General features: G+C 68.0%; 2 protein-coding genes. Both read left to right on the forward strand.

Annotated features, from left to right (window positions below; translation table 11 throughout):
• Positions 1-4 precede the first annotated feature (4 nt).
• Entirely contained in the window at positions 5-14,746 is a 14,742-nt protein-coding gene (locus OG474_RS20430; RefSeq protein ID WP_405063931.1) for a hypothetical protein, read from the forward strand.
• Positions 14,743-15,252, forward strand: coding sequence for a hypothetical protein (locus OG474_RS20435; protein ID WP_405063932.1), 510 nt, complete (start codon positions 14,743-14,745; stop codon positions 15,250-15,252). The genes OG474_RS20430 and OG474_RS20435 overlap by 4 nt, the downstream gene beginning before the upstream one ends.
• The last annotated feature ends 10 nt before the right edge of the window (positions 15,253-15,262 follow it).

A 15,262-nucleotide genomic window follows, 5' to 3' on the forward strand; every position in this document is an offset into this window, starting at 1 on the left:
TGCCATGATCCCGGAGCCCACGACGAGCATGTGGCTGGATCTGCGGAAGGCGATCGACTCCTTCTTCCCGATCTGGATCGACGAGAACGCCGCTGCCCGGATGGGCGAGCGTTGGAACGCTGCTGCCGCCAGGCTGGAGGCGACCACCAAGGCGGCGACCGCGATCAATGAGAGACTGCCGGCGGCGTGGCCGGACTCGGCTGGTGCAGAGGTGTTCCTCAAGGTCAGCCGGACCTTCAACGCGCCTGGCATCGGGACGACCGAGCTGGTGAAAGCCATGCGCGAGCTTTCGCTGATGGCCAAACAGTACAGCGACAGCATCGCGCAGGTGAAGAACCAGATCAACGCGGAGCTGGCGGCGAACGGTGCTGCCTTCGTGGCGAGCTTTGCGATGGGTCCGCTGGGCGTCCAGTACCGCAACGAGATCATCGCCGCCGCGATGGCGCGGATCGCGCAGGTCGTCCGCGCCGGCGCGGACCTGATGCGAGCGTTCAAGCCGCCGCTCCTGCGGGCCATCGTGGTGGAGATGATGGAAGAGCCGGGGATCGAGCTCACCGGTCAGATCATGGACATCGTGGGCAACCATCGGCAGAGCATCGACTGGCGACAGGTCGGGATCACCTCGCTTGCCGGTGGGGCCGGCGCCTTGCTGAACGTGGCGGTCACGCCTGTGGCGCGATGGGTCTCTCGCCCGGTGCAGGCGATCGCGCCGCCCTCGATGCGGAAGAACGTCGGGAACTACACGACGACTTTCCTGAGCAACGGCTTCACCTCACCGGTCTCCAGTACGTTCGTCCAGAACGTTGCTGATGGCAAAAATCCGTTCGTGCTCGAGGACTATCGCAAGGCACTGATGGAGCAGGGGCTCGGTGCCGGTGGGTTGGCCGGAATGCGTGTTGGCGCGCATGATGCCGGCCATGTTGTCGGAGACTGGGCCGCGGGCAAGCTTGCTCCTAAGCCCGATCCGAGCACGCCTCCCATGGGTCCTCCCGACGGTGGCGGTCCGATCGGTCCGATCGGACCGCCACCCAGCGGTGGGCCAGTGCTGTCACCGTCAGGTGCGGAGGCGACAGCCGCCGCCCAGCAAGCTGCTCCGGCTCCGGCGGCCGATTCCGGAAGCTCGCCCGCTGCCCAATCGGCGCCGGACGTGGTTGGCGCCGGAAGGGTCAGCGGCGCAGCTGGGACGAACAGCAGTACCAGTCAGCAGGACGTGCTGGCGCCCCAGGCATCAGTTGCGGAGCTGGGATCAAACGCGGTGCCTCCGGGGTCGGTTGTCACCCCTGTGCAACCTGCCGCTACAAGCGTCCCGACCAATAGCGTTCTGGGTCCGCCCGGTACAGCTAGCAACGGGCCAGGCCCAGCTGGGCAGCCGGTAGTGCCGGATGCAGGACACAGCGCGGCGCAACCGACCGGCCAGAACGGCCAGACGAATGCTGGCCAGCCCAACGCCGGTCAGGGCGCACCAGCGAGTACGGGGCAGGGCGCGCAGGCGAGTACCGGGCCGAACGCGCAGGCGAGTACGGGGCAGGGCGCGCAGGCGAGTAACGGGCCGAATGCACAAGGGCCTGCGCAGGGTGCCCAGCCGGCTGGACAGCCTGCGGCCGGGCAGGGAAATCAGACCACGGGACAAGGTCCGGTGCAGGGGAGTCAGGGGTCGGGGCCCACCGGGCAGGGCAATGCCGGTCAGGTGGGACCGGGCAACACCAACGGAACCACGCACGGCCAGCAGGGGGCGGTCCCCACCGGGAATGGTTCGGAGCGGGTCGGCAAGCCTGGTACGTCTGAGGAATCCAAGCCAGCGGCCGACGGCCTGTTCCGGGTCGATGGTCCGCCGGATGGGCCGCTCACGCCACAAGATCTGGCACCGATCAACGCTCCGCCGGTCCGGGAGTTGGTTGTGCATGCGCCGGAGGGGCCCGGGTATGTACGGGGGCAGGGAAAGGTCGAGGCGGCGCCGGAGCACGCGGACGCGCTGGCGGCTGCAGAGGGGGCTAAGAAGGAGCATTTCGGCGGGCTGCTCACGGCGGATCCTGTAGTGGTTGGGGATCACGTTGTGGTTCAGGCGAAGGATGGGAAGACGTACAGGTTCGCGCTGGAGTTGGAGAAGGTCGAGGGAAAGCACGCCGCGCAGACGACAGTCGCGCAGGACGGGGGGCCGCAGAAGACGCGCATCGATCCGCAGGTGAAGCCGTGGCAGTGGACGCGGACATGGGTGCATGAGATCGGGCATGCGGTGCGGGAGGCGATGCGGGCTGAGGCTGGCGAGCAGGCGCACGAGCACACTGAGGATCTGTGTATTGAGGCCGAGCATGATGTGCGGCGGTTGGTGGCGGAGCAGGCGGCAGAGGCTCGAGCGGCTGCTGAGCGGAGTGGGTTGCCTGAGGATCGGGCGCTGGCGGAGCAGCGGGAGCAGGAGCTTGCGCAGCTGGATGAATGGATCGCGGCGCGGACCGAGGCGCACCAGGAGCTTGTCGGCACGCAGGACATCGCGCAGGTGGAGGTTCCGGTCGACAGACCGGCTGGGCGGAACGAGGTGGCGACCGACGGGCAGGTGGGGTTGCTGCAACTGCTCAACGACCGGAGTGAGAACGGCAAATTGTCCTTGCTGGCCAAGGTTATGCGCGAGCACTACTACCATCGGCCGCGCACGGGCAAGCACCTTGGGCAGGTTCGTCTCCAGACCAGGCCGGGGCGGGAGACCTTCCCGGTGCGTACGTCGGACGGCACGGTCGTCCAGGTCGCCGTTCCGCAAGTGTCGATGGATGCACAGGGCAACTTTGTTCTGAAGGATGTCAGGGTGGTGCCGGGCAAGGTGCTCGGCAAGAAGATCCTCGCACTCTTCAGCAGCGAGCGGTTCGGGTTCAACGCGGCGGAGCTGGAATCGATGCAGTCCGTTGCCGAGATGTGGAACGAGAGTGCGACCACGACCGATACCGATCCGGTCGAGCAGTGGATGACACCCAATGATCATCGGGTGTGGCAGGGGCTGATCGAGGCCGAGCGGAAGGCGATTCTCGCGGACCGGCCGATGGTGAAGTCGACCGATGGGAAGCGGTCGTCCATCTGGGGTGAGCGGGTCGGTGAGGCATTCGCGGAGTCGATGCTGCGCTGGCTGCGGAGCGATCCGAACCATCTGACGCAGGACGTCTACCGGGTGTTCTTCCAGAACAACGGTGGTGCCGGGCGGATGGACCAGCTCTACATCCGTGTGGACAAGGCCACCCGGGAGATCCGCGGGTTCGTCGTGGTCGAGGCCAAGGGCATCTTCGGCAGGCTGGTCTCCCGCAAGGGGGTGGACCTGGTGAGCTATCTCCAGGGCCACGAGGAGTACCTGAACAGCCTGCTGTCCGAGATCCGTGCGGACGTCGATGGTCGCGCCGCGGAGCCGGTCGCCGTACTGGACGGGTTTGCCGTCGAGAAGGTCGAGGTTCCTTCACACGCCGAGTACGACGGGCCGCCGCGCTACTCGTCGCGCCCGGTCCGGGCGGAGCTGGCGACGCCGATCCACACCGCGGCCGACCTCATCGCCGCGATGCAGGAGCAGGCGGAGCAGGGGAACCTGCAGTACCTGGTGGTCAAGGCGAAGGTGGAGTTCGCCGGCGGCAAGATCATTGCCAAGGGCATCGAGATCACCGAGTACGACATGTCGGCCCTGAAGCTCGGTCCGGTCGCGACCAGGGTCGATGCGAGCGCCCAGCCGGCGGCGGAGGCAGCTCAGGTCAGCGAGGAGAACGCGGCTGAGCCGCGCGGGCCCGAGACCGACGGGCAGGGGCGGGTTGTTCATGCGCCGGAGGGGCCCGGGTTTGTTCGGGGGGCGGTGGAGACCGCGCCGAATCCGGCGGCGGTGTTGGAGGCTGCGAAGAGGGCCAAGCAGGAGCATTTCGGGGGGTTGCTGACGGCGGATCCGGTGGTGACACCCGATCGGGTTGTCGTGCAGGCGAACGATGGCAACACGTACGAGTTCGCGCTTGAGGTGGAGGCGGTTGAGGGGAAGCACGCGGCGCAGACGCAGGTCTCGGAGGACGGGACGTTCACGACGCGGATTGATCCGGGTGTGAAGCGTGAGCAGTGGACTCGGGCTTGGGTGCATGAGATCGGGCATGCGGTGCGGGAGGCGATGCGAGCTCGGGCCGGTGAGCAGGAGCATGCGCACACGGAGGATCTGTGTATTGAGGCCGAGCAGGATGTACGGCGGTTGGTGGCGGACCAGGCGGCGAAGGCCAGGGAGGCTGCGGAGCAGAGCGGACTGCCCGAGGATCACGCGCTGGCGGAGCAGCGGGAGCAGGAGCTGGCGCAGCTGGACGAGTGGCTGCAGGCGCGGATCGATGCGCATGAGGCCGAGGTGCGGAGCAGGCCCTGGTCCGATTCGTCGGAATCGTTCCAGCCTGCTGGGTTTGACGGGCAAGGGCGGCGCGACAGATCGCAGATCTTGCGGTTCGGGCGCAACCAGGGCCGGATAGCCGTTGGCGAGGACGGCCGGGTCCGTGAGGCCAGGGCTCGTCTCCGCGAGGACTACAACGACGGGAAGCGGGGCGGCCAGGGGAGCAGCAACCGTCAGGCCGTGACGGAGGAGGCCGGCATCCCGGGAGACAGCGGCGGTCACTTCCTCGCGCGGCGGTTCTTCCACAACGACGAGTTCTACAACCTCTTCGCACAGAACCTGACATCCAACGATCTGATGCTCGAAAGGATGGAGGAGGAGTGGGCGAGGTTGACCAAGCTGGGCTACGAGGTCGACGTCATCATCACTCCCAGCCCGGGCAGGACGCGACCCGATGAGGTCACGATCACCTACACGGTGGTCGATCCCGGGGTGATCGATCCCGCGACCGGACAGGAAAAGGTCGTCTGGCAGAGCGGCCGGACCGCCGTCAACGCGGCGGGAACCCGGATCACCGTCAACCCCGCGGGAGAGATGTTCTTCGGCTTCTTCGAAGCCCAGACGCTGCACGAAATGGAGACCGCCGGTACGACGCGCCTCGGTGCGAACGAGGTCACCCGAACCGTCGGCCCCGACGGCATCGTGGACAAAGTCGTCGCCGTTCTCCGCAAGGTCGACCCTAAGCGATTCCCGCTGAGCAAGCAGGCCGTCGGGAAGGTACTGGCCGCTCGAGAACGACTCCCACTCGGCCCGGATGGCAAGGTCGCGGGATCCAGGCTGTTCGGGCCGGCTGGGATTGCTGCGTTGTTGCCGGCGGGGACGACGATCGATCCGGCCGAGTATGCCCGGCTGGAGCAGGAATGGATCGGCCACATCGCGGCCGGGCAAGGGGTGACCGTCGAGGTCAGTCGGCCCGGCACCCCTGGTCAGCATGTGGAGTTGACCTTCACGGTCACCGCGAGCCCTGCGCCGTACAACTCGAGCGAGCCGCAAGGTCCGGCGCCGTTCCGCGATCGGATCGGCGGGGAACGTGCCGACTGGTTCGGGCGGCCGCCGGACGCGCCGCCGACGAGGGTGAACGCGCCCAGTCAGCCGGGAATGGACCGGACCAGCCGGCCGGCGAGTCAGGCTCCGGCTACTCAGCAGGATCTGAACCAGGCGGCACAGGCGGCGGAGGAAAGCGACTTCGGTGGTCTGATCACCGGGTCGGTGCAGATGTTCGGCGATGTCGTAGTGGTCGACACCCCGAACCTTGGGCGGCGGCAGTTCCGGCTGCGGCTCGGCGACATCCCGGGGAAGAGCGTTGCCCACACCGATCTGAGTACTGATGGCAGTCCGAACGAGACGACGATCGAGCGTGGTCTGCGCACGGACCAGCTGACGCGGGCGGTTGTGCACGAGATCAGCCATGTGTTGAAGGAGATGGCGAATCAGAAGCTGCGGGCGGAGGGACAGACCGGGCCGTTCGAGGATGCGTGTCTGGTGGCGCAGGTCAACGAGCACCGGTTCCTTCAGCGGTTGCTGGGCGTGGCCAGGGTGGTTGCTGCCCGGACCGGGAGCAAGGCCGACCAGCAGTTCGTGCAGAAACTTGAGATGGAGCTCGAAGGGCTGCGGCAGTCGCTGGAGAATCAAGGGATCCACGGACCGAGCCAGCAGACGTCGGACACGACGGCCTGGCAGGAGATCGACGGCGGTAGCGTGGGAACGCGCCAGGTGCGATCGTTCGGGGAGAACGTCGTGGCGCGTCCCGTCGGCCCGGTGACGACAGGCGAGTCCGTCATCGCCGAGCTGCGCAAGCTGATCCCGGACGCGGTGCCGGCGATGATGCGCGCGATCGCCGCCGCGGCCGGACTGGGCGGCGTGCCGCTGGTGAACGAGCGCCCGGTCGGCTGGAGCTTCTTCGGTACGACGGGACTCGCAGCGCTCGGTGTGACGCTCGACCCGGCCGCCTTCCACACGCTCGAAACCCGCCTCGGTGCATTGATCGCGAAGGGATACACCGCCACACTCGCACTCACCAAGCTTCCGAGCCCCAGCAGCACGATCGAGAAGTTCCGCTACACGGTTGCGCTCACTGCGCCGAACGGCACGGTCACGATGCATTCGGCGATCGACCTCAACACGCTCGCCGCCTCGCTGCCGTTCGAGATCGCGGCGCCGGTCGCGCTGTCCGAGGCTCCGGTGCTGGCACAGCCCAACCGTCCCGGCGTTGTCGGACGGGTCGCGCAATGGTTCACCGGGCAGGCGGTGTTCAACCCCGGTTGGTTCGTGCTGACCGACGAACTCCAGCGTGCGGTGCTCCGCGGGGACGTCTGGGTGGCGGCAGGGATCGAGGCTATCTCCCGGATCGCCAACCCCATCCAGGACTTCGGCGGCAACTACCGCGTGAAGATCGCGGGTACGGAGGAGTTCCGGCTGACGCTCAGCGTCGGCAAGACGGCGAGTGAGCTGTGGGCGGAGGCCTCGCTGGTGTTCGAGTCCAGGGGGCCTGTGCTCGCCCTCGTCCTGTCCGATGAGATGTCCCCGCGTGATGTCGCGCCGGTGCTCGCCAGGGTGATCGCCGAAACGGTGGCTGAGCTTGCCTCCACAGCGCCTGCGGAGGGCCCTAAGGTCTTCGGGCCGGCGACGCAACCACGGACGAACGCTGTCCAGAACATCGAGGACGTCGGCGACCGGGCCGAGCTGCGGCACCGTGGCGAGGTAATGAAGACGCTCCGCCGGATCGAGTTCCTGAAGGCAGCGCTCCAGCGGATCGACGGGACGAAGCTGCTGACCCAGATGGGATTGCGCGACCACCAACGCTCGGCCGAACTGCTCCGGACTCTGCTCGACCAGAGCGAGCGGGACTTGGCTGCTCTGCTCGACACCGGCAAGTCGCTGAAGGACGAGCGGGCGAGTGTGCTGGCCTACGAGGCGAAGGCGCTGCGCGGATCCGGTCTGACCAACACGGTGATCGCTGTCACCACCGCCATCGTGACGGGGAACCCGTTGATGGGCATCGGGATCTTCGTGCCGGCGCTGACCAACGCGCTCGTCGGCGCAGTGATGGAGCGGTGGCTGGACGGGCGCAAGGAGGTCGGCCGGCAACCCGCGTACGACGCCGACCGGGCCGCCCGCGACCAGCGGAACCCGGGCCTGCGCGGGCTGCTCGACGACGTCGTACTCGGCGTCCGGAACGGGCTGGACAAGAAGTTGCCGCGGGCCACCAGTATGTGGAACTACACGATCCGGTACGGCGCCTCGTCGATCAGTACGGCGGCAGTCATCGGCGTACTGGAAGGGCACGGTGTCCCGGCCTTCGCATCGCTCGTGGTGATCGGCGCCTCCTCGCTGGGGAAGTGGCTCACCGAGAAGCTGGTCGACTCCTTGAAGCTGGACTACCGCCTGAGCCGGGTCGACCGCTCGACCGAGGCGCGGATGACCGATCCCAACTCGCTGGACAACCAGGTCCTGCGGAGCTTCACCGAACTCCACGACCGGGTGGGGCGCGCGTTGGAGATCCTCACCGGACAACCGCAACCGAGCGCGCCGGCGTCGACCAATCCGGGCCCCGTCGAAGCGAAGCGCGAGATGCCGCCGTTCTGGTTGCATGCCGTGGTTCAAGGCGTCGACGGACTGTCCGCGGCCGCGCGCCGGCTTGTCCTGGCGACCGGCGAGGACGTGAGCGATCCGACTGAGCTGTCCCGCGCGCTCAGTGGTCAGATCGAGGCTCTGATCGGTGCGTTCGCTCCGATCCTCCCGACCGGCGTCCTGGGTGCGTTCGGCGAGATGAAGTTCCTCAACCTCGAAGAGGCGGCCAGCGACAAGCAGAAGAACTACGACGCCGAAGAGCGTGAGGCGGCCCAGGGTGCCAAGACAGTCGCCGAGCTCCGGCCCTGGCACGAAATTCTCGAGCAGCGGGTGCGCGTCCTCGAAGCCATGGCCGGTCTGGCCCCGGATCTCGGCGTACGGGCTGGAGATCGGGCGGGCTTCCCGCAGGCGCCGCAGGGGCCGGCCGGGGCTCGGCCGTACGGCCAGCGTTCGCCCTGGATCTACGCGATCCCGGTGGTCCTGGCCTCGATCGGTGGGGTCGGCGGCACGCTGCTGCTCAATTGGCAGCTAGGCCTGAGCGGGAACAGCGTCGCGATCACGATCGCGGGTGCGGTCGGAGCGATCGCCGGTACGCCGTTCGCCAGGTCCGGTTTCCGTCGTGCCGAACTGAATCGCAAGGACGAGGTGGCCGCTGCCCGCGCCAAGCAGGAGGCCGATCCGCGCAAGCTCCTGGAGCAGCGAGCGATGGTTCGCTACCTCGTCACACAGCTGACGCTCCGGGCGGAGGTGTTTCTGGCTCGTACCCAGGACGCGCCCGCCGTGATTCTGCCGGCGATCACCACTCGGGCCGATCAGATCAAGTACGCGATCAACCAGGCGGTCCGGGAGTTGGCCGGCCGGCCCGACAACAAGCCCAAGCTGTTCGAGCGGCTGGTCGCGATGGAGCAGGTGCTCGACACTCTCGAGGCGCTGGAGTACCACCAGCAGCACGGGACGCCGGACTCGATCGCGCTGCTCGAGCAGGAGCTCAACGGGCGCCTCGGTGCCGTCGACGAGCTGTGGCAGGAGCAGGGACAGCAGAACGGCTTCCCGATGCCGACGCTGACTCCGACGCGGACCGCGATCCAGCAGGCCCTCAACCCGGCACCGAAGCCGCCCGGCGGACCGCACTACGGCCGGGAGGTGCGCGGCACCCGCCACGTCAGGGACGGCCGTCCGGCGAGCGAAGGCGTGCTCGACGATTCCGTCGTACTGGATGCGGTGTCCGGCACGAACAAGGAGGACTTCGGCGGCCTGCTCGAGGCGGCGCCGAAGCGGGTCGGCGAACTCGTGGTCGCTCGACCCGGCGAAGCCGATGCGCAGCACTTCAGGGTCGAGGTCGGAAAGGTGCGGCGCGGGCGGATGGCTGCGACGTACTTGCATTCCGGTACGGCGGCCGATCCGCACATCGTGCGGATCGCGCCTGGCGTGGCCAACGACCAGCTCGCCCGCGTGTGGGTGCACGAGATCAGTCACGCACTCCATGCGCTGCACGGCCACGGTGTCGGCAGCCGGGTACGGCAAGTGCTGAACCGGATCACCGGAGCCGTGGTGGACGCCTGTATCGAGGCGCAGATCAACGAGCATCGGTTCCTGGCCCGGCAGTGGGGTGCAGCGAAGACGGAGGCGGATCGGACCGGGCTGCCTGAGGATCGTGCTGCGGAGGACCTGCTTCGGAAGGACATCGAAGGGCTGGCCAAGGCGATCGGGCGTCTGGGACACACGCCGCCGTCGGCGCCCTGGGCCGGACCGACGGAGTTGGCCGGCGTCGATCTTCAGCAGGAAGCGAATCGGCTCGCCGATCAAGTGACAGACCTGAATGCGCATCGCACGGACAAGGAGAGCTCTGCCACCAAAGCCGAGAAGGCAGCGCGGAAGGCGGAGCGGCAGGCCCGGGCGGCTGGGCGGTACCGCGATCAAGGTCGGTTCGCGAGAGTTCGGGAGAAGCTTGCCGAGTCCGTCAAGCAGAGCGATCTGGCGAGTTGGCATCAGCAGCGTGCCGAGGCCTACCAGCACGCGGAGACCCAGGCGGCTCGGCTGCAGGCGATGTACGAGCGGCTGCTCGTCGCGACACCCGATCAGCTGCCTCAGATGATGACCGAGTTGACCGCACTCCGGACCGAGTACGACCAGGCGATGGCTGCGCTGACGCCGCCGCAGATCGCGTTGCCGAACATGATGCCGACCGGTGCGCTGCCGCACATCAGCAGCCTCGCCGAGCAGGTGAACACGGAGCTCGCTCGCCTCGGTGTCGAGTACCGGTTCAGCGCGGAGAGTCTGCAGAACAGGCTAAGTGCCGAGTTCGGCCAGCTCGTCACCCCCGAGGGCGCCGTGCTGCGCTTCGGTACGGCGGAGCTGCGGATCACGCTGTCCGTCGGCGAACTGCAGGAGGTACTGCGGCCGCCGGTCACCTCGTCGGAGATGATGGCCGGCGTCATGCCGCAGCGCGGCCGGCGCCTCGGAACCGCAGCGACCAGCCGGTTCGGCCTCGGCATCGACCAGTCGCTGCGTGAGCTGACCAGACTTCTCATCGCCCAGATCCCGACGATCGCGGGAGTCGGCGAATTCATCACCGCGCGCGTCGGAACGTCGGGCAGCCGGAGTCTCGCGGTCACCGGCACCGCGGCCGAGTTCGCGCAGGACGGCGCGGTCGAGGACAACCGAGGGGAATCCCTGCTGTACAAGGGCGAGGGTCGCTGGCGGATCGATGTCCGTACCCCGGAGACCGTCCGCTGGCGCACCGTGGACGCCGATCTCCGGCCCGGCGCGATCCAGGGCTGGGTTTCCCACGTCTATACGGTTCCGGCCGCGAAGAACACTGTGACCTCAGGGCGCCAGCCGCACGGCAGGTTCCCCGATGCGCTGGTCAGCTCGATCACCGGTCTGCACGAGCTGTCCGACACCGTCACCACTGTCTTCCGCGGTCGCCTGCAACGCCTGGGCAAGGTGGCCGACAACGTCCGTCAGCAGATCCAGGAAGCGATCGCCCACGATCTGGTCGGGCGGCTGGCCGAGTCGACCGAGCGCGTGATCATCCAGCCGCTGCTGGCCGACGGCGTACCGATCGGGCACGTCGAGATCACGACGACGGTCCGCTACGAACAGACCGAACTCGTCGGCGCCGAGAGCGCGACGCACTGGCAGGAGCGGGTCCGGGTCGGGTTCACCACTGTGTCCGGGCAGGCGGGCTACGGGACGAATGTCGATGGCAAGGGCACGCTAGAGCTCGGTCCTGCGCCCGACGGATCCGGAAGCGAGTTCAACGGGGAAGCGAGTATCGGCAAGGCCGCTTCGCGCGGTGAAGCCCAAAGCGTGGGCGGTACGGCGATCCAGGTCGGTGTCCACCGGTATACCGGGCCGACCCAGGGATACCGGATGGTGCTGGAGCACAAGGTGGTGCTGGTTCTTGGTGGCCGCCGATTCGGCGCGGTCTCGGGAAACAGCGAGGCCCTGGTCAGGCTGCGGCTGAACGACGCCTTCCATCACGGATTGCCGGTCAACGCGGCCGCGCTGGTTCGCGACGACCAGGGACAGGTCGTTGTCGATAGCAACGGTCGGCCCGTGGTTCGCGGTGATGTCCGACCGGACAGCCGGACTCCGGAGCAGCTCGCCGAGCTCATTCCCGGGCGCAAGTTGGAGCTGCCGACCTGGGCCCGGCCGGGCGCTGGTGTCGGGCCGGCGCTCGTGCAGGACGTGACCGGCGGAAACGAGGCGCTGGCCCAGATCATCGGCGGCCTGACCGAACGCGGCTATCTGCCGCCGTTGCGATCCGACGGCACGATCGACATGGCGCGGCTGACGAAGGACCCGGTCGAGCGGCACGGCCAGATCCTGAACCTCGAAGAGCTGGTTGCCCAGCTCTCGACCCAACGCCTGGAGGCCGGGTACGACGCTGCCGTACAGAGCGGCCTGCTACTGACGCTGACCCGGCCGCGGACCCAGATGGCGACCGAGACGGTGACGTTGCGCATCAACCTGGTGCAGGAGGCCGATGGCGCTCGCGCGGTCGGCATCACCTCGGACGAGGCGATGGTGACGTTGAACATCGGCTCGGACAGCGCCGGCCGGTTCGGGAGCCGGTCGAAGGCGGTGCCGTTCTCGGTGAAGCCGGTGGGGGTCAACGACCCGACCGCCGACGACGGATCCGGTGGGAAGGCGGGATTCTCGTGGGGCCGCTCAGCGTTCGGGCGGACGCTCGGATTCCTCAGCGGCGGCACGGTCAACCAGGTCACGCTGGTGGAGAGCACGTCGCCCCTGGCCGTCTTCGAGCTCACGCACCGGCTGGTCGTGACCGAGGTCGGGCAGGACACCGAGACCGTTCTTCATGAGGGGCCCGGGACAGCCCGGGTCCTCCTCGACAGCGACCTGCTCCCGTACAGCAAGGAGGTGTTCGAGGCGAGTACGACGCCTGGCCGGGTCCGGCAGGCGCTGCTCGACCGGGCCACCGTGCTGGCGCTCCACTCGCCGGATCTCCTCGCCGCGCTGCCTGCTCAGCTGCTGCGCGACCCGGCTGCCCGGCAGTTGGCGGCGGCGTTCCTCAATCCCAGGAACCTGATGGCACACCCGGAATGGACGGATACGCCGTACCGGACCGGAGTGATCGTCCAGGGACACGGACCGGTGTCGCAGCGCTACACACTCGGCGTTACCGGATTCGTGCGTGACGCGGTTCTGATCGGGGTGACCGACGGTGTGTCCGGGGACATCAACCTTGCCATGGGCAACTATGGCGCGGTGACCGGATGGTCCAGCTCGCAGACGAGCTCGGTGTCGGAATCCGCGGCTGTCGACGACAACCCGGACAACCAAGCAGCGCCCCAGGGTGCCGGCCTGGCGGCATCGATCGGCAGTACGACGTCCGCGTCCACCGTCGACCAGACCATCTGGGGCGTGGAGCGGCTCACGATCGAGGTCGGCCGGCACTACGTCTTCGCGGCCGATGCGGACCTCTCGCTGAACGTGACGGACGCGGGCCGGCAGGTGGCGGACCACACGAACACGGGCAAGCTGGTGTTCCAGATCGCGGAGCGTGATGCGCTGGCGTTCTACGCGAAGGGTGAGTTGGCGTTGCCGCTGCAGCAGGTCGCGGATGCGGTGGAGCGCTACCTCAACGGCTCGTTGACGCTGGACCGGCGTGCTGCGACCGCGCTGATCGGTGCCTATCGGGCCGCGTTGACGAACGGCCCCAAGCCCGCCAAGGATTCCGGTCTGCCGCGGCTGTGGAATCGGCACGGACCGGCCCGGCTGCTCGCCAAGCTCGGCGCGACCGTGACCGATCCGCTCTTCCCAGCGCGAACCCGGCTCGCTGACCTCCTCGCCAAGTTCGACGTCGACGGTAAGGATCTGCCGCTGATCCCGGTGCCGGCGCAGTACAAGCACAGCCTCGGATCCACCCTGATCGAATCGACCGAGCTGAACGGGACCGTGCTCGACGCCGTGCAGGGCGTGCTCCGGAGCAAGCTGGGTGTGCAGTTCGCGAATGATCCCGCCATTGCGGAGGCCTTCTTCGGTGACCTGGCGGGCAAACGGTGGTGGGGCCGGATCGACGACATGCTGGGTCCTAACGGGTTCGCTCGGAGCTTCCCGGTCCAGCGTCCGGGCAGCCTGGTTCCCGAGCGGGTCACCGTCCGGATCCGCGCTGAGCTCGACGACCACGGCGTACAGCTCGGAGACAGCAAGACGACGATCAGCATCGTCCAGCGCTATCTGTACGGCGATCGCAGTGCGACTCGTGGTCGTGGTCAGTCGCTCGGTGGCGGGGTCGAGGGATCGCTCGCGACCGGCGCCGACCCCGCAGCGCAGACCGATCGTTCGGAATCGGTGAGCCACAGCTTCGGGCAGCAGCAGACCCGACTCGAGCGAATGGCGACCTTCGATGGTGTGACCAGACTCCGACGTGGGCTGAGGTTGCACATCGAGGTGACGCACAACCCGACGGCGGCTCCGACGAGCGGTCGCATCCGGCAGGCCTTCCAGCCCACCGAAACCGATCCCGGCGCTGTGCGAACGGAGACGGCAGTGCTGATCGGCTCGCTCATTCAGCTGGTGCCGAGCGGCTACCTGAAACCGCGCGTGACGCCCGCTGGGCCGACTGGCGACACGACGCCGGTCGAGATGCCCGAGACGTACTTCGTCGAGGCTATCGGGTGGCAGGATGGCGCCCAGTTGCTGGAAGCAATCCGGGCGGGCCTTGCGGATCCGGAACTGCTGGGTCCGGGCGGCGCGCGGATGCGAGCTGCCGAACTGGAGAACCTGCTGTCGCCGTCCGCTCTGCATGCCGAGTTCAGCCAGATGGCCTCGGCGGACGGGTATCGCATTCCGGGTGTGCCCGCACCGGGGCAGGCGTCGCGGGTGGTGGACATCGTCATCCGCGTCGTACCGTCGGACCCGGAGATGCTGACCGAAGCCGTTCCGAACAGCGAGCTGGGTGTGGTGAACCGCACCCAGAGCACCACCAGTACGACGGCGTCCAGGGGCCGGCTGCTGCCCGCCTCCGGTCGGACGACCGTCCCGTTCCCGGGCATCGGCACCAAGCCGACTGTCTCGGTCGGGGAACAACTGTCCGACCAGACCACCGACGTCCGTGGCGTCCGCTTCGAGCGCAGCCGCTTCGAGGGCGAGTCGATGGTGACCGCGCGGCTCAAGGTGAGATACGAAGTGACGTTGATCCCGGTCCAGGTGCTGGGATTCAATCCGGAACAGCCGGATCGCCCGCTCTGGTCACGGCGACTGCCCTGGATCCCAGGAGAGGTCTACGTGACCGGACACGACCATGAGATCGGAGTGAACCCATGACCGGTCAGTTGCCGGTAGCAAGAACCCACGACGAGGCCCTGCTCTGGCTCGAGCGGGTGCCCTGTACCGAATGTGCGACGACGAGCACCACCTGGGAGCACGGACTTGCCCAGGACGACGCCGGCGAACTGGTGCTGGCCTATGACACCGAGTGCTCGTCCTGCGGCGCGGACCGCGAGTACTACTTCGGGCTTCCGGAACGGGAGACCGGGCTGGGCGCTTTCGGTGGGTCGGAGCCGTCCGAGCTGATCGACGCGGGGCAATGGCTGGCGCTGGCGGACGAGCTGGCATCGCGTGTACCGAAGGATGAGCCGGCCGCGAGGGCGGAGCGACTGGGCTGGGCTGCCGCGGCGGTCGACGAGGTGCTGAAGTTCGTGCCCGCGGGCGAGGACGACGTACCCGACTGGGCGTTCTGGACCACCGACGGTCGGAGCGTCCGCGACGAGCAGCCCGGCAGATTCCGGCGGCCCCGCCTCGAGGTCGTGCTCGCGACCTATCGCCCTTGACAGGTTGATG

This window comes from Kribbella sp. NBC_01505, from assembly GCF_045040285.1.
Taxonomy (GTDB): Bacteria; Actinomycetota; Actinomycetes; order Propionibacteriales; family Kribbellaceae; genus Kribbella.